Annotated in this window: 7 protein-coding genes and 5 pseudogenes; 5 read left to right on the top strand and 7 right to left on the bottom strand. The window is 33.0% G+C overall.

Translation table 11 applies throughout. The features are described 5' to 3' along the window. Positions 1-103: 103 nt before the first annotated feature. The 3 genes and pseudogenes from wmk to OPR58_RS10670 form a co-directional block, all read right to left on the bottom strand. Positions 104-904: pseudogene (wmk, locus tag OPR58_RS10680) on the bottom strand (WO male-killing family protein Wmk); the annotation flags it as partial. Positions 905-1,016: 112 nt separating this feature from the next. Continuing rightward, a pseudogene (locus OPR58_RS10675) lies at positions 1,017-1,499 on the bottom strand (recombinase family protein); the annotation flags it as partial. Between the two features lie 58 nt (positions 1,500-1,557). Beyond that, complete coding sequence (locus OPR58_RS10670) at positions 1,558-2,085, bottom strand: helix-turn-helix domain-containing protein (RefSeq protein ID WP_265022663.1); 528 nt, start codon at positions 2,083-2,085, stop codon at positions 1,558-1,560. Between the two features lie 113 nt (positions 2,086-2,198). Between OPR58_RS10670 and OPR58_RS10665 the strand changes: the two genes are divergently transcribed. The 5 genes and pseudogenes from OPR58_RS10665 to OPR58_RS10645 all read left to right on the top strand — a co-directional run bounded on the left by OPR58_RS10665 (position 2,199) and on the right by OPR58_RS10645 (position 5,884). Then, entirely contained in the window at positions 2,199-3,119 is a 921-nt protein-coding gene (locus OPR58_RS10665) for an Rpn family recombination-promoting nuclease/putative transposase (protein WP_265022662.1), read from the top strand. A 52-nt stretch (positions 3,120-3,171) separates the two neighbouring features. Beyond that, positions 3,172-3,912: pseudogene (locus OPR58_RS10660) on the top strand (IS630 family transposase); the annotation flags it as partial. A gap of 386 nt (positions 3,913-4,298) precedes the next feature. Further along, a pseudogene (locus tag OPR58_RS10655) lies at positions 4,299-5,151 on the top strand (IS982 family transposase). An 80-nt stretch (positions 5,152-5,231) separates the two neighbouring features. Then, positions 5,232-5,597: a transposase gene (locus tag OPR58_RS10650; protein ID WP_265022661.1), complete on the top strand. Its 366-nt coding sequence runs from the start codon at positions 5,232-5,234 to the stop codon at positions 5,595-5,597. Continuing rightward, on the top strand, positions 5,594-5,884 hold the full coding sequence (locus OPR58_RS10645; protein ID WP_320109914.1) for a transposase: 291 nt from the start codon (positions 5,594-5,596) through the stop codon (positions 5,882-5,884). The genes OPR58_RS10650 and OPR58_RS10645 overlap by 4 nt, the downstream gene beginning before the upstream one ends. A gap of 122 nt (positions 5,885-6,006) precedes the next feature. Here the strand turns inward: OPR58_RS10645 and OPR58_RS10640 are convergent, their stop codons facing one another. From OPR58_RS10640 to OPR58_RS10620, 4 genes and pseudogenes are all read right to left on the bottom strand, one after another. Then, the gene (locus tag OPR58_RS10640) at positions 6,007-17,661 is read right to left on the bottom strand and encodes a DEAD/DEAH box helicase (protein WP_265022660.1); all 11,655 of its coding nucleotides are present in this window, start codon (positions 17,659-17,661) and stop codon (positions 6,007-6,009) included. 9 nt (positions 17,662-17,670) lie between these two features. After that, positions 17,671-22,179, bottom strand: a complete 4,509-nt coding sequence (locus OPR58_RS10635; protein ID WP_265022659.1) for a hypothetical protein — start codon at positions 22,177-22,179, stop codon at positions 17,671-17,673. Positions 22,180-23,021: 842 nt separating this feature from the next. Next, positions 23,022-23,811: pseudogene (locus tag OPR58_RS11455) on the bottom strand (IS5 family transposase); the annotation flags it as partial. A 44-nt stretch (positions 23,812-23,855) separates the two neighbouring features. Then, on the bottom strand, positions 23,856-24,815 hold the full coding sequence (locus OPR58_RS10620; RefSeq protein ID WP_265022212.1) for an IS5 family transposase: 960 nt from the start codon (positions 24,813-24,815) through the stop codon (positions 23,856-23,858).

The following is a 24,815-nucleotide window of genomic DNA, read 5'->3' as shown; positions in this document are numbered from 1 at the left end:
CATAAAGCCATAGCTTTCGAGTGAAGTCAAATCAATTTCTCAATCTTTTTTACTTATTTTTTCATCTAAGAGTAAAGATATTAATATATACTGATTTTTTATTTTAAATCTGTTGAATTTCGCCTAAAGAGAGGCCTGTTATTTGCAAAATAATATCGGTAGAAATTCCTCCTTTCACTAAATCCTTTGCAATTTTCATCTTTTCTGCTCTTTTCACTTTTTCTTCGCAAATTTGTATGCTTTCAAACAGAGATTTTATTAGCGCATAGCGTAATTCTTGACTCTCAATTTTTTTGTATTCTTTTATTAAATCAGGTACCACTTTATCATCTGCATCTTCTGTTAGCTCAAGTAGGTCCATAATATTAATCGATAATGCCTTTGCTATCTCATATAATTTATCAAGTGGAACAGCAACCCTTCCTTGTTCATAATTGCTTATTTCATCACGTGTTGTAACCATTTTCTCTGCTAAATCCTTCTGAGTATATTCCCGTACTGCCCTCCATTCTTTTATCTTTTTTCCTATTTGGCAGTAGATAGAACCAACTTTTTCTTCAACACATTCATCAGCAGAGAGACCTATTGTTTTTGCAACGATATCAACAGAAATTCCTTCTTTAACCAAACCCTTTGCAATTTTTACTTTCTCTGCTTTCCTACTACTTTTTTCACTGACTTGGATAAATTTGGTTAGCAAACAAAACATTCTACGTAACTCCTGATCATTAATCTTTTTATATTCTCTTACTAGATTTAATATCTCTTCTTCCTCATACCTTTCCTCATTTGATACTTCTTGTCCGCAAGCTAGATCTCTAGCAGTTGTTGATAATGCTTCTGCTAATTCATATAACTTCTTAATTGAAATTCTGCGTGTTCCTTTTTCATATTGTAGTACTATAGCTCTTTCTACAATAATCCGAACAGATCATAATAATATACTGCTGTCCTCCTGGCTTATAATAGCTATAAAGACGTTTTCACCCCCGTTCGGACTATTATAAGAAGGGCTATACTATGGCTTCTTTTATCTTTGGTCCTAAATAATTCAGCCTTAAAATTTGCTGTATACGTCTTGTACCTATATTAATTTTAATGCTCAGCTCCTTCACACTCCCATATTTTCCTTCCTCTAGTTGACGTTTCCAGGAATGGGCTCTCACCACTGCTTTCAGTAGCGCATTATTTGTTTTTCCTTCTGGCTCTACTACTGTGCATTTGTTTCCTTTCTTCTTCATTGGTATAAATTTTTCCTCTGATTCAGAACGTACCTCTATTTCATCTTCTTTTACCATTACTCCCTTTATTAACTTTTTCACTACTTCTTTCTGTTTTCCAAAACTTAAATTTTTCCATTCTTCTGCTTTTTCTCCCCATTTTTCATATAAATCTTCCGCTTTCTTCATCACTTCTTTTTCCACCTCTACTGCTACTATTGTTCGATTTACTGATTCACAATTCTTTCCCCTTAAGTGATTGTTGCATACATAATATCTTTCACTTAAAACAGTAACGCTACCTTGTTCATAGTGATGTATCTGTGAGGGTCCTATATTAAGCTTTTTTGCTTTGTGTATATCCTCTAATTATTCTCCACTTTTTTATCTCTTGTCCTCCGTTTGGCTCGTATCTCTCTTTATCAGCATATTCTTCAGTTGATAAGCCTGTTGCTCGATAGACAATCTCAGTATCAAACCCCGCCTTAACTAGATTCCTTGCAATTCTTATTCTTGCTGCTTTTACATTACTTTCTTCCTCAACTCGGACAAATGCATAAATTGCTTTGTGTCCTCCTGTTTTTTCTATGAAATTATACATTTCCTCGGTCTTGGCTTTGTCGAAACAACTATCTTCTTTTAGTACTTTTCGTCTTGGAAAGAGATTTCTAACAGGAATTGATAATGCCTCTGCTAATATTTTTAACTTTTCAGTTGGAATGCCACATGTTCCTTGCTCGTATCTTATCAGTGTATGATAGTTTATGTTTGCTTTGCCTGCTAAATCTTTCAGAGTATATTTTCTCTTTAACCTCCAGCTCCTTACTTTTTGTGCTATCTGGTACCTTATCGAGATATTTGCCATAAATATTATACAGGTTAATACTACCAAATAAAGATATACAAAATGTTTGCATTTTAGTTGAATATTTCTTCACAATTGTGTATAATTGTTAATGTTTTTTATCTTACTTTCTCATGGCTCTTTCAAAATTTTTAGATCCTAAGCTTGACTTAACATTTAAGAAAATCTTTGGCACTGAAAAAAATAAGAATATCCTTATTCACTTTCTAAATGATATCTTAGGCTTTACTGGAGTCAATACTATTCAGGATGTTGAGTTCCTCAGCACCATTATGAATCCTGAAATTGCTTCTGATAAACAAAGCATCGTTGATGTCCTCTGTAAGGATTCTCTCGGAAATAGGTATATTGCGGAAATGCAACTCGCTCGTGATAAAGGCTTCGAAAAACGGGCTCAATTATATGCTGCTAAGGCTTACTCAAGGCAGGCTGATAAAGGTGGTAAGTACATTGATTTAAAGAAGGTTTTCTTTATTGCTATTTCCAATTGTAATTTATTTCCTGATAAGCTTGATTATATATCTAGCCATACCATAAGAGATGAAAAAACTAACGAGAATGACTTAAAAGATTTTCAATTTATCTTCATTGAGCTGCCAAAGTTTCCTAAGAGCAGGGAAGAGCAGCTAGAAAATGTAATAGACCGTTGGCTATTTTTCTTTAAATATGCAGAAGAAACAACTGATGAAGATTTAAGGAAAATAGCAGAAAAATCACCAATAATAAAATTAGCATATGATGAGTTAGATAAGTTTCATTGGAATGAGAAGGACTTAGTAGCTTATGAAGAAAGAGTAATGGATTTACAGAAAGAAGCTGCTATCTTGGAACAAAAACTCGATGATGCTACTCAAAAAGGTAGACAAGAAGGCATCCAAATCGGCCATGAAAAAGGTAGGGAGGAAGGTAGAAAAGAAGAAAAAATTGAAGTCGCAAAAAACCTACTTAGGGCTGGTGTTTCGATTGATATCATCTCTCAAACTACAGATCTTCCTCAAGCTGAAATTGTACAGCTCAAAAAAGAGATATCCTGAAATTACAGCGATCTTTGTAATTGGTTATCCACTATTAGATAATTAAAAAAAGAGGTTCAAAATCGGTAGAGTAACATTGTACAAATGGGAGAAAAAGCGGAAAGAAACAGGAATCGAAGAAACTGAGAAGTAGAGGCTATAATCATAAAATCACCGATTGGAATGCGTTTGCAGAATTTATAAAAAAACACGGCGGTAAAACACAATCAGAGGTGCTGAGGCAATATATAGTCATCAAACGATTCATAGAGCTCTAAAAAAAGTGGATTTACACACAAAAAAAGACTTATTGATATAAAGAAAGAAATGAAGAAAAACGTGCTGAATTTTTGAAAGTCATATCGGCAGAGTCCCCTAAAAATTTGATATATTGATGAATCTGGTATAGAGAATACAGAATATACGGATATTGCAGAAAGGGAGAAAGGTTTCATACACTAAAATCAGGTAAGAAAACTCAGCATGATTGCAGCTTTAAGTAAGGGAAAAATCTTTGCACCTATAACCTTTGAAGGATATTGTGATACAGAGGTTTTTAATGGCTGATTCGAGCAATTTTTGGTACCAATATTACAGTCTGAGCAAACAGTGATTTTGGATAATGCGAGTTTCCATAAATCCCCAAAATCAGTGAATTTGCTGAAAGTGTTGGTGCAGAAATTTTGTACCTCCCGCCTTATTCTCCTGACTTTAATGAAATTGAGCATCATTGGTTTGCTATAAAAAACAGAGCGAGAAAAACATACCCATCTTTCAATCCTTCCGCCTGGCTGTTGATTCTGCTTTTCTTTAATCGTCTCTACTATTGTGAAAAGAGCTATAAAAGTGCAAATGTTTAAGGTCATGATGGAGCTTTAGACCTTTTACTTCAGGTAAGGCAAAAGATACCAACTTTACAGAAATTTTTCGCCAGCCAAGGATATACAGGTGAACTGCAGAAACAACGTTCTCTGAAGGCTGGGTATCTGCTCACAATTGCTAAGAAGGGTACTGAAGCCGAAGGGTTCCGGTTATTCCAAAGCACTGGATAACTGTTATGCTGTGTAAATTGCCTTATCCTTGAGTTTGCAGACGTCCTCTAAACCCCAGTTATGGATTAGAAAGTAGAATTAATAAAGAGAGGAATAGGGTAAACTCAAGTATTTTAGCAATAATTAAGAGGTTACCCATGAAAAAGATATTACAGAACTTTACTGTTTCATAGAAGATTTTTGTCGCATTGCTGATGAAAAACTTTCAGAAAAGCTTCTATCAAGTAGCAAAAAAACAACAAGAATACCTGAAATTACTGTGCCAGAAATACTTACTATAATCTTACTTTACCACCAATCGCCGTGCAAAAATTTCAAGTTTTTTTACTTGAATTATCTTAAATTATTGTACAGTTCTGAGTTTTCAAAACTCCCTTCGTATCATAGGTTTGTTGCTCTAAAATCGAGGATTTTATGGTATTTAACAATGCTTTTGCAGTGGTTCTGCGAGCAAGCGAAAATTACTAAAATTTCCTATATTGATACAACAGCAATTGCTGTTTGCCACGCAAAAAGGATCACAAAAAATAAGGTTTTCAAAGAATTGGCAAATATAGGAAAGACTACCTATGTTCGGTTTTAAATTGCATCTGGTAATCAATGAAATAGGCGAAGTTCAAGGTATTACGCTAACTAAAGGCAGCGTTGACGACAGAAAACCTGTACTAAATTTGACTAAAAAATTGAAAGGACTTTTGTTCGGGGATAAAGGTTATATCAAGAAGGAGCTCTTTGAGAAACTCTTTGATAGAGGCCTAAAACTCATCACTAAAGTGAAAAAAGGCATGAAAAATGCACTAATTTCACTCAAAGAGAAGATTTTATTGAGAAAAAGGTCGATTATTGAGACAGTCTTTGGTTGTTTAAAAAATAAATTTGAGCTTGAACATACACGCCACAGATCGCCAATAAATTTTTTGGTACATATTTTTTCAACATTAATTTCATATTCCATGCAGTCGAAAAAGCCTTCTATTTCTATGCCTTACTGTGTTGGTTAATCCATAACTAGGGTTCTAAGAGCATGTCTTCAAACTGAGTAGAAAGAAGTTAAGAAGTATGGTATAAGGTATATTTTAAGATGTACCCAAGCGATATAAGTGACAAAGAATGGAAGACAATAGAGCCATATTTTGAACCTAAAAAGACCGGCAGACCAAGAAAACATAGTATTAGAACAATTATTAATGCAATCCGCTATATGATGAGAACAGGATGTCAATGGAGACAACTGCCTAAAGATTTTCCACCATGGAAAACCGTATATAGTTGTAATGCGCGCTTGAAAAAAAGTGGAATATGGCAAGAAATTCATGATTTTCTAGTTAAAAAAGTAAGAGAGATGATTGGTAAAAATAAGACTCCATCAGTAGGTATAATTGATAGCCAGTCAGTGAAAACTACTCAAAAAGGGGATCCAGAGGATATGATGCTGGCAAAAAAATAAAAGGCAGAAAACGCCATATTATTGTAGATACTGTGGGTCTTGTAATTGCTGCTGAAGTACACAGTGCAAGTATTCAAGATCGTGATAGTGCTCTAAATCTTTTTGCCCAAGCTAAATGCAAAGTTCCAACTTTACGTAAGTTTTTTGCTGATCAAGGGTACATAGGTAAATTACAAAACAGATGCTTATTGGAAACGGGATGTTTATTAACGATTGCCAAGAAAATAGTTGATACAGGATTTCAAGTTATTCCCAAACGTTGGATTGTTGAAAGAACTTTTGCCTGAATTTTAGGAGCATGAGTAAAGATTACGAGCATTCTCCTCTCACCCCAAAAAACAATATCTTCTTTAATATGATCACTATTATGCTTCACAAATTAGCTCATTCTTGAGTTTGAAGACATGCTCTAAGATCTATGTTTACTACTTCCTTTTTGAGTTGAAGAAAACCTATCCAAGCTTCTTGATCGTGTTTTTCGCGATTGACCACCAACTTGAAAGTTCATTTCTTCTAACTTCTCTAACTTCTCTAAAGTTGCATCAGTTAACTTTGTATCTGGGTTATCGCTCAATTTTGTTGTCCTTATTCTAACATCAGATGATGGAAAACCTATACCTTTAGAATCTGATAAACTACCTCTTCTCATCCTCTTTTTAACTGCTTCTCCAGCCTTTCGTGTGCCATATTGTCTTTCACAACTATCTGAAGAAAACTCATCTTCTGACCCATACACTGCGAAATTTGCCTCTACTTCAGACGATTGAGTAATTGCTACAGCTACTGTCCGCCTGTGATCTAGTACTACTAACTTATCTCCTTTTTTCACTGCTTTAATTGACTTACCTTGCCATCCATCCTTCTCAATCTTTGCTGCTAATTCTCCAATATGCATTTTTTTTCTTCCTCCTTTGTCACTTGTATGATCACCTATACTACTTTGTGAAAATAGTATTTCCCCATCAGTTATTTTTTTACTTAGTTCATCGGCAGGTATTTTTTCATCATAAGCACGCTTACCACCAAATGCACCAAGAGATATAGGGAGCCGGTGCCAGCCTTGCTGAACGTGATACCGTATTCCTTTATCATGTTTAATACAATCAGCTACTTTATCTCTAAATCCTTTTGGTGTTATTGTACCTCTTAGTTCAGGTATGGCTTCTGATAAAGCCTCATATAAGCAATTATTTTTTGATTCACTACTGTTTTCTGATGCGCTGCTTCCACAAAATTCAAAATGGTTATCTTTGAGCTTAAGTGGAATAGTGATGCCTTCTGTTTCATTTGATGTAGAGGAAAATCTTTGTCTTATACCACCATCTCCTTCAACAATAATGGTTAGTCCTGTAATCACAATCCCTTGCTTTTCTAATATCTTATGCACCGCTTGAGTACACGCACTAACACATATCATATCCATTGGAATGTTTTCTCGGACTATATCTGCGAGCAAGTCAGGATTTCTAGTTTTAATCATCAGCTCTCGTAAATCTTTATGATACTTTTCTGTAATATGGTTTTCTATTCTAGATGTGTTATCACATTGTTCTGCGCTCTGTAGCTTTTCCTTATACTCCTGTTTCAGTTTTTCACAATATTCAAGGTATCCACTTTCTTTATAGGATTGATATATTTCTTGCAATTTTTTTCCAACATACCTAACCAGATGATTGGTACCTTCTTTAAGGATAGGGCTTACAATATGTCGCGCTATAATTTGCCCAGCCTTTTCGTGAAGCAGTGATTTCCACTGATCAGTCGTTTCTTTTTTAAATACTTTATAGCCTACCTCTGCTTCTTGCCTTTGAGTTGGCAAGTCTCGTTTAGTATTTTCATCTTTACTCAACCTATCTTTTATTTTTCGATCTAAATTATCCAAAAAACTGCCAGTAATACCAGGTATTTTGCTAATGTGAGCGACACGTTCTGACCACACCACTACCTTACTGATAGTATGAATGGGTAACTCCAACTTATTACTTGTTGTACTTCTCTTTTTAACAGCTTCTGCAATTCCCTGAGTCACACTACTAACTATCTTGTTAGCTACAGGCAAGAATTTTTCCACACAATTTTGCTCAGTGAAAACACTATTGGTTAAACCATCTATAACTTTTTTTGCTTCTTCTCTTCCTAATACCTCATAGGCTTTTTTTAGGCTTGTAGAAACGTTATGCTTTTCAACCTCTTGTTCAATATTTGATAAAATTTTAGAAGCTATGCCTTCACATAGTGCTTGAAGGTAATTTTCAACGAGTGTATCAACTCCTGCATTAGCTAAGCCAAGTGCTAACCCTTCTATAGTTTTTGATGTAATACGCTTTGCAACTTCTTTTCCTATTACTTTCCAACCTGATGCTAAGCTCTTTATAACTTCTCCTTTTATTACCTTACTACCTGCAGTTTCAATCAGCTGAGTTCCGGACATTTCTGCTACTTTCTTACCAAATTCAAAATTAGGCCCAGCTAGTTTATGGCCAAAACGTGATACCTTAGCACCTCTTGAAAGATAAGCTCCTATACCAACAGTAACAGCTGTCATTATTAAACTTTCAAGCTTATGCTGTCCATAATCTTCCCAACTAAAATAACCTGACTTTAAAGCACCAGCAGCAAAGAAGAGATCATTTACACCCTCATTAACAAACGCAGCACCAACATGAGTCATCACCCCCAATGAGTACAACTCTATTACAGTACCTATAGCTATTTGTCTTACTCCCATAACAGTTACTGCTACAGTGTTGATAAGCATTTCTTGTGTCCACTTCTTCTCTTCTAATTGTAAAAGTTGATCTAATCCATTTAGAGAAAAGACATGCACTTCTTCTATATTTGCAAATTCACCTTGACCATAAAGCTCAGTGAGAGGTTTTAGCTTACTATCAGGAACTTTTAAAGCTTTTAATACACTTCTTGATCTTTTTAAAGTGCCGACAATATTTTTAATTGTATCTTCTTTCGCTAATTGTAATTGATTATCTAAAACTTTTTCCACACTTTTATCAATACTTTGCAACTTGGTCAGTACGTTTTCATGGCTTCCTTCGGGAAAAAAGTTTAAAGGTTTTTGTCTTTTGTCAGGGCTATTAATATAATAAAGATCTTGTACTAAAGATTTGCCAGCATTTTTAATGTTTTCCTTGCTAATACCCTCATCTTGTATAGACTGCATTGGATCGTACTGGGTAATCCATCCTTTCTCAACCAAGAAGCCAAAAAGCTTTTCTATACACTCTTCTTGAATGAGTGTACTTTTAGAAAGTATACATTTAAAATTATCTTTAGTCATTTTTTGACTATATATACTCTTCAACTTTTCCTCTAAGTCTTCATCTTTAGTTGCTACCATAGTAGGTCTGATAATTTTCTGTTCTAATAATTCCAAGACTAAACTTTGATGTGGTTTTGTTATTAATTGCAGACGAACAGGAAAGTTTTTTTCTTCTAGCTGCACTGCAATTTTTTGAAGGGCTATTCTATAGGTAAAACATGTAGATAATAGTCCTTTTAGGACATTCTCATAAACTGGACAGAAAGAAAGCTGAACTTGTTTGATTTCATCAAATTTGATCTTTAGTCCATAAGCACTATTTTCTGAGCCATCCTTTTTTTCAATGACCTTTTGTTTAGCTAGTTCTGCTAAAATTTTTTCAGCTTCACTTTTAGTGATATTTACTTTAGTAAAGTCTTCCAGAGTAATGGAATCGTAACAAGGAAAAGTCATAGATTCAATTTTACTTTGGTCTATATGCGCTTTTCTGTTAAATGAAAGTACTCCTCTCTCTTTCAATATTTTATATTTGTCTTTGCCTACAATCTTTATAAAATCATCTTTTTTAAAAATATTACCTTTATTTTTCTGTTGTGTAACCCATTCTACATTTAAAAGAATCTGTTCATTATTGAGCTCTAGAGTTTGCTTTTCTAACTCTTTTGGGTTTATTTTTCCAGTCAGATGGTCCAGCAATGAAGGATCTATTTCTTTCAATTTTTCATTATTAACTACAACACACTTAACTTCTTCATTTAAGATTTTTTGTTCAACCAATGACTTCCAAAATGCTTCTCGGCTAGGCAACTGTATTTCTTTTTTTAATTTTTTTTGAAATTCTTTCTCATTAATTTCCTTCCCTTCATATTTGGAAAGAAAATTTTTTAATGTTTCAACTGATACTCCGTACCCAGCACTGATCACTTTTAGCTCTTCTTCAGAAATGCTCTTTTTTACTCTCGGCTTTTTTAGCATGCCCTTTTCAAGAAGATCTTTATATAGACCTTCAGCCAGCTCTTCCTTAATATCATAATTAACAAAAGATAGTGGAGTAATGGTGTGGCCAAAAATATCATCTATAGATCGTGAAAACATATAATAAAGATTGGCTATACTCTTCTGCTGTTCTTCATAAGCGTTGATTTGAATGATGCTTTCGTTATTATTCTTCTTAATCTTACCAATAACGCTTGCTGCATTGATAGCAAATTTACTATGTTCATCTAAAAGCCTTGCAGCTTCTCGCAATTCTTGCTTAAGTTCTTTCAAAACTTTCTCATCTTCTTCTTTTAAAGGCTTTTGTTCCCAATCAACCTTCTTTACTAATGCAAATGCCTTGTAATAGCGTGCTGCTTCAGAAAAATATAGCTCCTTTTCAATCACTTCATCAAACAGCTCAATGGCATTTTTATGAGCATTTTTATGTTCCTCATTTTGAGAGAGATACTTTCCAAGTTTAATCATTTGAATTGGATTTTCTTTAACCCAGGCTAACCAGTTTGTGCTATCATATTCAATAATTAGAGTTGGAGGTCTTTCATACGAAGGTAAGCACTTTTCGCTATACCCAGTGTCTAAATTCTTTAATTGTGAAATAAATTTATCCAGTAGGTTGTGAAGATTTCTTTTATCCTGTTCACCTGTCAAATTTCTTACATATTTACTGTGTTCATCTAACCAGAAAGCCCATTTGTCCAAGCAACTCTGCAATAAAATTTCTTTAACTTCAGTAGGTACTTTTTTATCATCAAGGTCTTTCTTCAATTGTTTGTACTGCTCTTTGAATGCTTTAAAACAGCTTTCTTCCATAGTAATCTGAGTATCATAGTAAGCTTTAATGTCAGATATACGATGTAATTCTTCCACATCGCGCTCTTTTTTTAAATCAAGTATTTTTGAGTTACTGTATTCTTGTCCTTTTGAATTCATAATGATTAATTGACCAGAACCCTGGTCTCCACTTCTTGCTGCTCGCCCAAATGCTTGCTGTTCAACTCGAATATTGCTAGGTAGGTAAGTTAAACAAACATGCAACCCTTTTGCTTTCCTCAATTCTTCTGTAATTTTTATGTCAGTTCCACGACCAGCAAGGTTTGTTGCAATAATAATCTGTCCTTGCCCCAACTCTTTGTTACCTTGAACAATTTCAAACCCTTTATCAAAACCTTCGTAATCTCGTTTATATGTATGAACATGTTTTGCATCCTTTCCTCCAAAAGCTTTGTGTAAAGTCTCTACATCATTTACTGTTTCACAGATGATTAAAACAGATCGTTTTTTTTCCTCAGTTAGCCTTTTTGTTTCATTACATATGCGCTTTATCCATTCATCTTTGCCAGTACAAAGAATAGGTTTTTCCTCACGAAATTGCTTAGACTTGGCTGTAGGGATAGTTACAAAGTCTACCTCATGTATCTCCTGCAATAAATCTCTTTCTCTCTGTGACCCTAAGGTGCCTGTTAATCCATATAAGTTTCTGTACAATTTAAAGAAAGAAACATTAGAGATAAAAACAGCTTTTAAGCTTTGTAAAGATAATTTACATCCATGTTTGAGTTGTAAAAATTGGTGTAATGCTTCATCCCATTGAGAATTAGCTTGATCTGTTCCTGTATCTCTATCAAGAATTGTAATATTAGGATTGCGATCTGGACTACTTCCGGTTTTATCTACATCCACTACATAATCCTCTCCTGCTTTCATGAAGAACGCGGTTATAGCATTATTAATCCAAGATTCTAAGTGCTGTTCAATAAACGGTCTGAGATTATTGGGAACATGTATAAATTTTTCTCTTTCAATGCACTCTTTTAAAAGGTAAAGAAAACGATCTTTGTAACAATTAAATTCAGGTGAAAGTACTTTATTAAGTTCATTGTCATTAATGTTTCCTTTTAACAATTTGCCCTGATCATCTAATATCTCAGTTTCGATTAAACGTTCCCACATAATATTTTTTTGCTGCTCGCTTAATTCAGACCCAAGCTTTCCAATATCTTCTTTTTTCACCAATCCATATAAGTCACTTATCACTGCTTCTTTAATTGCTTTAGCATCAAAAGCATAGCAAAGTTCTTTATTATCTCTAGCTGGTCTATTAATCCACTGCCAAATGTAAATGTAAACAGATTCCAGCTTATCTAGTCCTGCCAGATCATGAGATAAGTACAACATATTGTTACCTTTATCGAGCAACATACTATCTACTTCATCAACAATTACATTTTTAAAATTACGATCTCCTAAAATATTTTTCCCATAAAATTTATCTAATAAATAATCGCGCTGGAAATTAGATAAATCACCATATACCACTTGATTACCTGAATATGCTTCCTTTCTTTTTTCAATATCTTCACTACAGTTATGTGATACATTAATACCAAATAAACTATAGATATCTCTATTATCCTCAGCATCACGTTTTGCCAATACAGAAGAACTAGTTATAACATCTACTTTCTCTCCATAAAGTGCTTTCATAATTGATGCTGCTACTACAATTAATGATTTTCCCTCTCCAGTAGACACTTGTGCTAGGGTGCTGCGATCATTTGTCAATAATGCTAATACAGTTAATTTTTGAGTATCACGAAGCTTAAATACTCTTTTTAGTTCTAATTCTTTTTTTAACTCTATTGCTCTACATATTACAGCAAGCATTTCCTCTTTAACATCTTGCTTTCCTTTACCAATATTGCGAAATTCTTTTACCCAATTTTTAATATCATCTTCTGTAAAACTACCTACAGATTTTCCACCGATTACATATTTCTCATCACAAATACTCTTAATGGAGTCTGCAATTTTTGATAAATTGTCTTTAATTTTTTCTGAAGTATTACCTTTACCTTTAATTAGTTCAACTAACTGCGTTATCTTTCGTTCTTCTTTATTAGCAATAAACTCCTGCTGCATTTTCTGTTCCCACTTATCAATGCTACAACTGTTAAGGGTATTTAACTCTTTTTCACTTAAGTTCCATTTTTCATTATGAAAATTAGATAAAATATTAGTAAGCTTATCAGATGACAATTCTTGTTTTTTCTTCTCTAGAGCCTCTATAAATTTCTCCGCTAAAAGAGTGCCAAAAATATTCTCTATAGATAAAAGATAGTAAGAAGCTGTTGGTAAGTCACCCTTTTGCCAATTTACTAATTCTAATAGCTTGCATGTCCAGTATTTTTCTTTTAAAGCATAAGGCCATTCAGATAACTCTAGTCCTTCTAAACTAACTGTTTCATTTGGAATATTACTTAATAAATGCAGAGTATCTTCAATACATTGAGCAGAAATAGGATTGCTTGATTTATGTTGATCTAACTTTACTTTAAATAACAGTAAAATGTCCTTATTTTCTATCTTCGATAAGTATTCTCGCCACTTGGATTTCTCTGCTAATGGTTTTTTGAAATAATCTTCGAACTGTAGTAACACTAATTCATCTATCCAGCTCTTTTGAGGATATGCTGCAACTATCCAACAAAAGATATTCATCTCTTTTCTATCTTCGATAATAAAGGTTAGAATTGAGTTCACTAAACAACATAATTCTTGAGAGGACACATGCCTTCCTTCATTAGAAAAGCGCTTTAACATATTATGCAAAATTCTTTGCTGTCCAATATACCGAGATGTGATTTTTTCCAACCGCTCTTTTAACTGTTGTTTTTCCCCTTCAGGAAAGTATTCTATAATTTTTTCTATATCTTCCTCTTCATTAAAAGATTGCTCATTTTCTGAAGGACTGTTATTAGATAGAAAAGCTTTATTCTTTAAGTAATCATCGAACTCCTGTTTTTGTTTAAATGGCCTAATTTCTGCAAAAATCTGTGTATAAAGACTATCTTTCTTTTTGCGTTCTTCTTCTAGCTTTAAGTAATTTTTATCAATATTTAATTGTATAAATTTATTGTCTCTACATAATATGTGAATAACTTGCTTAGATGAAGGGTTGTGATCACCTTGCAGAAACAATTTATTATCTTGATTTTCAGCGTATAATCTAATATTAATATCGAAAATGTAGGCTAATAATTCCCTATAGCTTTCTGACAATAGGCCTTTTTCTTGAATATAATTATCATGTTCTCTAAGGACAGCTTGATCTTTACAACACTCATTCCAGTCATATTCTTGCTTAAGTTGACTATTAAAGCGATTATAAAGAGCATTCAGAAATTTATCTTTTTGTATTTTTTCCTCTAGCTTACTTCTTAGAGATTTATCCTTAATACTTTCGACCCACAAACCAAATACTTCTACATGCCTTGACTGAGATAGTTCACTCTTAAACGCCTCAAAAAATATATCTAAACTGCGTTTCTGTTTTTCTAGAAATTCTTTATATTCGTTATAATATTTTTTAACATCTGTATGTTCCTCTTCTAATTTTCCTACTTCTAAAACAAACGCTCTAATTGAGTATTTTAAAGCTTTATTCTCTGTATTCTGTAATTCTTCTTTACTGAATTTAGAAATTTTTTCATGTTGTTCTGTACTATTTTCATAAAGATATTGATTCAGAGTTCCTAAAATATGGTGAGAAATATTGTTATCATTTTCTTTTGCTTCAATGAGATATCTTGCTGCATTTTCAGGTGTTAATTCTACATTATTTGTAACCTCCTGATAAGGTGGTAATTGCTTTACAACTTCTTGCAATGTAGCAAGTCTATACTTATCAATCAAAAGCTTCTCTATGTCTTGTAGCTCTATATTATTTTGTAAGCTACCCGTTTCAGGAGAGCTACCTTTTAAGGTTTCAAAAACTAAAAATAACTGACTAAGCTGAGATAAATTCAGTTCTGCCTTTTTTAACTGAAACCAATTGTCTAGCCGCGGTGGTTCTTTTGCTAGCTTACCAATCAAACTTTTAACATCAATGGTCTCTCTGCAAGTGGTACTAGATGTTGTAGTAAAGATATCGCTATAATGCTTACTTTTACTCTGGTAAGAAGAATGACGCTTAATTCCTAATTCTGTAGTTTGCTTTTCCTGCTGCTCTTGATTTTCAACAATTGCTTGCAAAGCATGTTGTTTAGTACTCTCTAAATCGGATTGTAAATTCTGCAACGTACTTCTTTCTATAGAGCTCAAATGATGAGAATAGTTAGCTAAAATGCTACTTTGTGAAATGTTTTTTTTCCTTACAGCTTGTGCGTGATGTTGTCGGTCATTGTTTTGTCTGGTATTTTTTCTTTCTTCACACCTTTTTTGCTTTTTATTTTCAATACTGGTAGCCTTGATGCCAGCATATTTGTCCTTATATGGACACCATACTCGATCACTTGGATCATTATCTTTATCATAATATTCTAGTGTACATTTACTGTTTTGATCTCCACCACGAAACTTAAATTCTTTCCACGATTGATAGTCCAAGTAACCCATATCCCAACCATTTTTCCCATGGATACCATGTAGACCTCCCTGTCCTTTTTCTCCTTCTTCTACTTGCGTAGCATTTTTTACAATGCCAAATTCCTTGCTGCTATTTTCTAGATTTCTTACTATTATCTCTCCGGCATATCCTCCTTGACCACCTAAACCATATTCTCCACCATGTCCTCCAGGTTGCCCTAATGATCCTTTATAGAGAAGAAAAGCTTGATAGCGCGATGAAAGGATACCATGACAATAAGAAAAAATTACCTCATTTCCTTGATTTTTTGTTACTTCTATAAAAATATTACCTGCTGAACTGTCTTCACTGTTTTTATACAATTCGTTTTTTATCATCAAGGAATTTTTCTTTATGTTCTTAATAGTTTTTGAGACTAATTCCTTTCTAACTCCTGGTGTAGCAGCAAGCTTAACAACTGAAGGAAATTCATTATCAAAGTCTGCTTTTGTAATACCTACTCCATCCTTACCATCTCTTCCATTTCCACCATCTTGTCCTTTACTACCCTTACCACCATTTGAAATAATGGTAAAATTTTCCGGATTTTCTATTTTCTCTACTAGAATCAAGACATTGCCACCACTTTCCCCAGGATAACCATCTGCTCCTTGTTTGCCATGACCATCTTTTCCAGTACCTGCATTATTGGAATAGGTATGATCGTTATCTTTTCCAGATACATCCCAGGTTACTTGATCATAAACCTTTATTGCTTTGGTTAAAATAACTACATTCCTTCCCTGCCAAACTTTACTCTTAAGGTTTGTATCAATATGTATAATACCAGCGCCGACAAAACGTACTTCCTCTATATTTGGATTTTCTAAAAGTGCATTTTCTAATTGCCGTAAAGTTTCACTGACAACAATGTTCTTCCCTTTTACTTCAACAACCAATCGATTATCTATTCTTCTCTTTTGTATTTCTACTGGTTTTATATAAGCACCTATAATTTCCTTAAACTTGTCTATTAAAAAAAGATCTTCTTCCTCCAAGCCCTCTGTTGCTTCTTGCAAAACTGTAAGATTTTCACCATAAGTATCTACTTCAAGCTTCATAATATTATTGATCAATTCATCAAACGATAAATCACCACGACAAAAGTCTCCTAATTCCAGTTCAGCAATAATTGATTGAAGATTTTTAGAGGAACTTAAAAAGTCAACAAAAGTTTCTAGAAAAACTAATTCTTTTTCAGCAGAATCACTATAGGCAACTATTTGTTCCAAGCACTCTTTTTTAAACCGACTTATGAAAATTTTTTCATCCTCTTTCCTAACCAATTCATAGTGCTTCATTAAAAGGATGTAACACTCAAGTTGGTTTAAAGGATTAGGAATCTGGCTTAAATCCTTTATATCATCTAGTGAATTAAAAATTTCTTGAATAACAGCACGGCTTTTACTTTCAGTCAGTTCTTTTAGTAAATTTGTTGTTTCTTGTAGCCAAAGCCTTGCGCAATATTTTATATATTTTCTCTCAATATAAGCATTGTCAATAGTGCTAAGCGACCTATGAAGCCTTTCTTCTATATAATCTTTAACTTGCACTAAATTACTTTTATACTCTTTAACTTCTTTGCTAATAATATCTTTTATCTCCTGTTTCTTATCACTATGTTCCTTCGTTGCATTTACAGTTTTTTTGAGATTGTCACTAGTTCTCTTATATCGTATACTCAGTGCAGGTTGGCCAGCCAATTGATACACTTGACCTAAATAGTCAGACTGCTCTGCAGTAATGAAAGTATTTTTATACTCAGGTACAGTAATTGCATCTTCTAGCATATTAATGACTCTTAACAGCTGAATATTTTGAATCTGCTGTCTATTCTCAGCAGAGCATTGTTGCAAAGGAACCTGATTTATACTACCTAAAACAATACATAATTTTGTGTACTTTTTGAATTTATTAAAAGTGCTATATTTTGTCAGCAGATCTTCTTGCTGCTCATGTATTTTCTTTACTTCTGTCAAAAACTTTTCAGCATCATTCTTTAATTCTTTTGTCCCGTCTGAATAGCCTTCTCCAGAAACTTCAGCAAGCTTCTCTAAACATTTTTCTAGATATTGTTTTACGCTTTCTAAATCAACCTTATGCTTATTAAACAGCTCATCATTATAATAGCACGCAAGGTTAAAATAGTGGTAAGCTAAGCGTTTACAATACTGCGAATAAGACCAAGAATTAGTATTTTCTCTTATGTCCTTCCTTAGCTCTCTATACCGTTTATTTAATTCTTCTGACACGTTTGCTAGCCAAGGCTCATTTCCTACCCAACTCCCCAAAGAATTTAAACATTCAATAGCTTGCTCAATATTCAGTAAAGAGCTTACATTTTTTCCACTGTCACTAATCTGTTGATTTTGAACATTAAACATATATAACTCCTACCTATTTTGTTGTCTACTTACTGCTGGTTCCACAGATGGCTGATCTATATTAGTGCTACATTCTTTTTGAAAAAAAGATTCAAGAAAATCCATCGTTGTCTTATGATTACTTTCTGACTCTCTAATTCTTTTCTCATTTTTTGAGCCTTTTTCTTTTACTTTTTGTTCTCTGGATTTATTCAAGCTTTCATAATTTATAGTAATTTCTTTTTCTTCTTCTTTTAGAAACCCAGCATTTACCAAATGTTCTTTACAGAGTATCAACTCATAACTACCCTTATTATCTTTACGTGCAGTTCTACCCTTAATCTGTGTTTCTTCTTTTATATCAAGTGAAAAGAATGTCTGTATAACATGCACCCCGCCGCTATTTTCTACAGCAACACTAGACTTAAAATCAACACCACGACCCATACCTCTTGTTGCTAGCGTTACTGTTTTTGCAATACCTGCCTCATCGATATACTTTTCTTTGGTATGCTCTTCCGTATTTTCTGTTAATATGTGTAAGCGATCAAATTTACCGAAGAATTTTTCTTTAAACTTTCTTATTTCTACATCTGTATCAAAAAATATTAACACTGATTGTCCTGAACCAACCTTAGAGTTTGCACGATTAAAAATTTTACTGAGCCATTCTTCTTCTGAATTCTGAGATGTAAAATTTTCACTTGAATTAAATTTCAAATGAGAATCACCAAAAAAAGATGGCATGATGGAATTTTCTCTGATGTTATAAGATTTTCTTACCGCTTTTTTTTCATGCTCATCTAGCGTAGTCAAGGTACCACTTACTCCTAAGATAAGAGGATATTCCTTAGGCAATTCTGCATAAGACACTTTGCCACAGTCTATATTCAAATACCCATAATTTTTACAATCAAAGTCTTTTTTCTTTAACCTAAAGTAATTAAATACGTTGTAATAGCTGCAATAAGTCAAAGTGGAATAAAATCCATCGTCTCTTCTATAACTTATGATTCCTTTATCGTTAATTTTATAGTTGTTAATGTACCAGTCTTTATCACTTCCTTTTGTAACACGTATTGCAGCATCAATCATTTCCTCTAGATGTTCTTGATAGAGAGACCGATTAGTATATTCTTTTTTAATAACCACATTATCTTTTTCTTTCAAAAGATAGTATTTTCCAGGTTTAAATAAAAATTTATTAAATTCTTTAAAATCTTGATTTCTTTCTCCTACCTCTTTCAAAATAGTACTTTTTTCATAATTTTTGCTGGCCATTCCCCATATTTTCTCTTGAATACTAGCTAGTCCTGAAATATGTATAGTATTACATGGACCATAAGTATTTCCATAGAATTGATCAGAAAAGAAAACATCTACTTCATCGATTAGTAAAATAGTATTGCTGATATCCTCTTGCTTTATCTGTCCAGATTGCTCCACGCTATGATTTAAAATACGGCCTTTAACTAATTCTCTTAAATCTTGTTTCTTGCCATTTACCTCAGGCTTTATCACTTCATTTGCCATCTTCTCAAATGTACCATAAGTTATCTTGTCACCAATACCAAACTCCTTAAAAAAGCCGTTAAAATCTTGTTGATCTCGAGCTGCTAAGTATTCACTATAACAAACAGTTCTGACCTTATGACCTGTCAATACTAATAGTGAAGAGAGTAAACCTAGTACAAGCGATTTCCCTTGCCCTGTTAAGACTTGCGCAAGATGCTTATCAACACCTTTAGAGTCTTTATCAACACTTAACAATCGCAAAATGCATAATATTTGAATACAATGTGGCTTTAAGCTTTTTCCTGTACTTGCAATATCCTTTGATTCTTGTATAGACCACACAGCAGCTAATCCAGCAAGAAGATCAGGTAAAGTTTCTCTCTTGAATTTTGTGTTCCATTCATCAATTTTAATTTGTTTTGATTGCTCCCGTACCTTTTCAGTAATAAATTTAATTTTATCTTGGTAATTTTTGTCAGAAGTCTCTTGTATATAGGAGTTAAATTCTTTTAAGTATCTGTTATAGCAATCTCTTAGTGTTTCTACTGTGCTATTATTGTTTTCTTTTCTATATAGCTCTAAAGCTTTGTCTATATCAATCTCATCTTGTTTTCTTAAATACCAAAAAGATTCCCCTATGATACCAATTCGTTTTTTAAAATCCTCATAAGATATGCTATTCCCTACTACAGAAATAAACGGCTTTGTACTTTCTTCTTTGAATATATCGAAAGACACGTAGTTAGGTTGCTCCTTTAGATAAAGAAAAGATTTCTTAATTGCTGACAGTAACTCACTTGCTGCACTCAAATTATCGTCATCAGACCATTTTTTTTGCTCAAGTAAATTACTTACACTATTTAATAGATCTTGAGTGATTTCAATTAAGTAGTGATTAGGGATATTATCCTTATATTTTTTGATGAAATTTTCAGGATCTAAAACCTTATATGAATTTTTATCTTTATTGGCTACTTCTACTTCAGTTAAGTCATTATTAGTTCCTTTAATAAACCAACTGAATTCTATACTATTTAAATCCTCTAAAAATTCATTAAACGATCTAAAGTACTTAATGAACCCTTGTGATTTTGCTTTTTTATCAAGTGCAGTACTTGCAATATCAAGTAGTGTGTTACGTATTGCTTCCATGTTTTGCTTGAACTCCCCATAAGGAAACTTATCAGGAATTTTTTCTAAAATAAATTTTCTATTCTTCCAATACTCGTTATATACATCTACCAAGTCTCTAAAATCACTAGATTGTTCATCTAAAAACGCCTTCTTAATAGATTTTATTTGTTTTGTTAAAATATCTCGATCAATTTCTGAAACTTCTTTTGAGAGATAAGGACTTGTTTGTGCTATAAACCTTATAACATTATGTGTTGCTATTCGAAATGACTCATAATGATCACCTTCTGTGTTTTTAATAAAATCCATATAGCCTTGTATGAGAGGTTCAAATAACTTTAATTCTTTTTCGGAAAGCAGATTAGTAATTGCACTGTCAATAATATATATCCATGCTAAGCGCTCTTGAGATGATATGGATGATAACTCATTATTGCCAAAGAAATTGGAAACAGAGTTTTTTATACGTTGCAACCACGTTTCATCACCAGGGTCCTGTAACGATTTAAGTTTGTATTCAAATTCTTTTTTGTCAGAATAATAACCGGGCTCAAAATATTTCATTAGTGTAAAGATAAAGTGATATTGCTGTTCGAGAGAGCGGTTTAGAGAGGAAGTTAATGGCCAATTTATAGTTTGTATTAAGCCCCATTTTCCTTGACCGTCTTTTTTCAGTAGATCATTAACAGAAATATCTGTTTTACTACTAATCTCTAAAATTAGCTCCTGAAAGCTCTTACAAAGATAAAAATACATAGGATGAGTTAAAGGTGTAAAACTTTGTGAAGAAGCAAGTTTCCCTAGTGCTTCTCCCCTCATTTCCTTTATCCTTTTAAATAAAGCATTCCATGAATCACCTACAAGATCCAGGAAAGGTTGCTCACTCATCATATCAACAAGATCTGCAAACAACTCCATATCTTTATTACTGATATAAAATACCGATTTATCATGCAAGTCAGATAAATGATCTACCATAACAGATGGAGCCATTACAGAAATAGACCAAAGATATTTGTCATATAAGATACTTCCGTGATTATTTATTCCATCTTTACAGATTTGTTGTAATCCTGTCAGCAAATCCCTTGTATAAAATTGATCAACTCGAGAAAACTCTTTCTTTCTTATATCCAGAGCTCTTTCTCTATTAAGCAATTGTTGACTACTACTATTTGTCTCGCGTGAAATGTTCTGATTATTAACTACATCATCTAATATCGATATATTACTAGAGAACTTTCTCCAATCTTCTAATCTTTTAGAAAACTGAAAAAGATCCTCTGCATACTCAAGATTATCTGCAGTTTTACCACTTCTATCCTGCAAAAACTGTTTAAATTGTTCATAAGCTTTATCCCTGTTATTTAATAATTCATCTTCTATAATTTTAGTAATTTTAAGCTTTTCAAGAAAATTTCGTTTTATACCTATAGGATGCCCAGCAAAATCTAACTCTTCAATCTTGTTGAAGCTTACTCTTGCAATAAAGTTTTCCTGATCAAAAGTAAATAAATAACCTGGACTTTGCTTCCTAATATAAACTGTTTTATTATTATGTGGATGAGTAAATTGACACGAATCTATTTCTATCAAATGATCGTTCTTCCATTGTCCCTCTATATATCCATTTTCACCAAATGACTTCCTTGTTCCCTTATTTTCATTAAAGCTACTTTGGCCAACTTTTTTAGATTTGCCGTCTTTCCAAGTATGCTGCTTAAAATGTGATACAGTAGGAATAGACTCCAGGTCAGAATCACTTTCACAAGATATAGAAGATCTCTCAACCTTATCACTAGCATCACAGTACTCCTCATCAGAGGAATTAGCTGAAAAAGACAGCAAATTCTGACTTACCTGCTGACTATTAGAATTTCCTACGTGCATAATACCCCCTATAAAGAATTATCAATATTCTTAATTTAAGATGTTTTATTCTTTGAAAAGAGGCAAGAAAAATTTTATATGTCGATAAATAAGGTTCTCAAAACACGGTGTTTTTTTCCAAAATTTGTTGATTGAGTTATGGTGGTTGAAATAGCAAACCAATTAAGTTGCTTCGTCCAGCGCTCTCTTTTAGTTAATTATTGTTTTTTCCTTATAAAAATTTAGCTTACCTTTTACATCTAAATAGCTAACAAAATTCGGCCTTTTATAGATGAGTAACCCTCTAGGAATTATCTTCTTGAATTCTATGATATTATTTTTTGTAACATTGTTATACATATCATGATAATAAGAGTATTTATCCTTATTTTTGACCTGCAGGCTCAATCAAAAAATCAGTAAAAAACTCAAATATTTATTGGCAAATTACATAAAAATTATAGCGGCTTTTTAAATTTTTTCTACATTAAGCCAAATCACGCTTGTTAGCACATTATCAATTTAAATTATTAAAACTCGTTACACGGGGACTTTTTTGCTTTTTTTTTGCTTGGTAAATTTTTTAATATTTGTAGCTAAAGTAATTTTCGAGAGGTGTTATGTAAGTAGCTGACACACAGCTGTACGAGCATTCATTTTTGAAAGTAAATTGCGTAGCAAATGGTGTCATTCAAGTAGCTGACGCTGGGATCCATCTCTTAATACAGCCTCATCAAAAATGTTGTGTTTTAACATAAAATTAACTGCTTCTATGCTCATAAACTTAATATCCAATCAAATTTCCTGGATCCCAGTGGGCTTTGTTGCATCACTCTTCGGATAATAGGTAACGTGGAATAAATTCATGAAGCTATCTCAAATTTAGCCATGCCTATATCAGTAAATTTGTTAAGCAAATAACACTTGAGTAGCAGTTCTCTCTCACGATTAACCTCAGATTTGTTTCTAAAACTAAACCCAAATGTTTGCTTCAGTCGCGAGAAAAAACTTTCTATATAAGATCTCTTCCCATAATTTATCTCTTTTTTCCACCTCTTCATACCATCTTCATCATATGACTTTATGAGCTTGATTGTAGAATTTCTCTCATCCATATAATCCAACTTTGGATGCTCTACTGAATTATTTTGCGGAGGAATCCTTGTCTTTATGTCAAGCTCATCGCACAGTTTGTATAACTTCTTTCGATTATATGCCCTGTCTGCATATAGTGTGCTTATATTATATTTAACATCAATCCTTGCAATAAGATCACATGCTCCATAGTGGTCAGAATAAACTCCGCCACTGTATTTTGCTGCTATAACTTTTTTGCTACCTATCTCTAGCATTACATGCAGTTTTCTTGTTTGCTCATAGCGGCGATACTTTCTATCTGTACCATTTGCCTTGCTATGACCTGGAATATTATTGTAGATCAGTACTATCTATGGCAATCTCAATATCTTCTGTATTATTTTTATCATGTCTTCGATCATTAATTTTGATGTTAAGTTTTTTAAGCCTTCTTGAGGCCTGGGAATAGCTAATAACTTGCAAGTTTTTCCTTACTTGCTCAAGGTACCCTGCTATAAATCCCGCTGTTTGTCTCAGACCTATTCTAAATAAATAAGTTATTATGTGAACCAGAATGGCTTTGTTGCATAGCACTGATAGGCATGTAAATCACAATGAACTTACGCAGCTAATTTAAATTTAGCCATACCAATATCAGTAAATTTGTTCAGTAAGTAGCACTTAATTAACAGCTCTTTTTCACGATTTACCTCTGATTTATTTTTCAAGCCAAACCCAAATATTTGCTTCAACCTATAGAAAAAGACTTCAATATAAGACCGTGCTCCATACTTAACTTTTTTCTTCCATTCATTAATACCATCTTCATAATTCTCATATGACCTAATTCTACTAATATACTTGTTTCTTTCTGATAAGTAGTCAGCTAAACAAATTTTAGTATCCTTCCTAGGGCGAATAATAGGCACAATATTGTATTTTCTGCATTCTTTATACACACTTTTTATATCATAAGCCGCATCTGCTCGAATAGAACAAATGTTATATTTATCACTGACTTCTTCTAACATATCGCAGACCGGCAAATAGTCTACAGCAACACCACTAGTGTAGTTCATGCTTATTGCTTTCTTATCATTTATGTTTAAAATAACATGTAATTTTCTTACTTGACCATAACCACTGTATTTTCTTTTTCGAATATTAAGCTTACTATGCCCACCGTTATTATTGTAGATACTAACTCTAGTGCTATCTACGGCAATTTCAACATTTTCCAGATCATCTTTATTGCTTCTATGGTCATCAATCTTCAAATTAAGCTTTTTAAATCTTCTGGAAGCTTGTGTATAGCTGATAATCTTAAGTTTTTTGCCTATTTGTACCATATAACCTTTTACAAAACCTACAGCTTGTCTCAAGCCAATTCTAAAAAGATGAACTATTATGTGTATTAAAATTACAACTTTATCACTATAAGTGTTATTGCCACCTGCAACTTTTGGACTATTTTCATACCAATTTTCTATGGCTTGATTAACAAAATGAAAAACATTTCCTCTTTTTTTTAGAAACTCATTATATTCTCTTTGGTTACTTACTCTCATTTTTTGTGGCAT

The organism is Wolbachia endosymbiont (group B) of Ischnura elegans (assembly GCF_947251585.1).
Taxonomy (GTDB): Bacteria; Pseudomonadota; Alphaproteobacteria; order Rickettsiales; family Anaplasmataceae; genus Wolbachia.
The sequence above is the reverse complement of the archived record's forward strand: the minus strand, read 5'-3'. Positions and strand labels throughout refer to the sequence as shown.

Coding starts and splice junctions, on each gene's coding strand:
- OPR58_RS10670 (WP_265022663.1), bottom strand. CDS start 2,085: ATGGCAAATATCTCGATAAGGTACCAGATAGCACAAAAAGTAAGGAGC.
- OPR58_RS10665 (WP_265022662.1), top strand. CDS start 2,199: ATGGCTCTTTCAAAATTTTTAGATCCTAAGCTTGACTTAACATTTAAG.
- OPR58_RS10650 (WP_265022661.1), top strand. CDS start 5,232: ATGTACCCAAGCGATATAAGTGACAAAGAATGGAAGACAATAGAGCCA.
- OPR58_RS10640 (WP_265022660.1), bottom strand. CDS start 17,661: ATGTTTAATGTTCAAAATCAACAGATTAGTGACAGTGGAAAAAATGTA.
- OPR58_RS10635 (WP_265022659.1), bottom strand. CDS start 22,179: ATGCACGTAGGAAATTCTAATAGTCAGCAGGTAAGTCAGAATTTGCTG.
- OPR58_RS10620 (WP_265022212.1), bottom strand. CDS start 24,815: ATGCCACAAAAAATGAGAGTAAGTAACCAAAGAGAATATAATGAGTTT.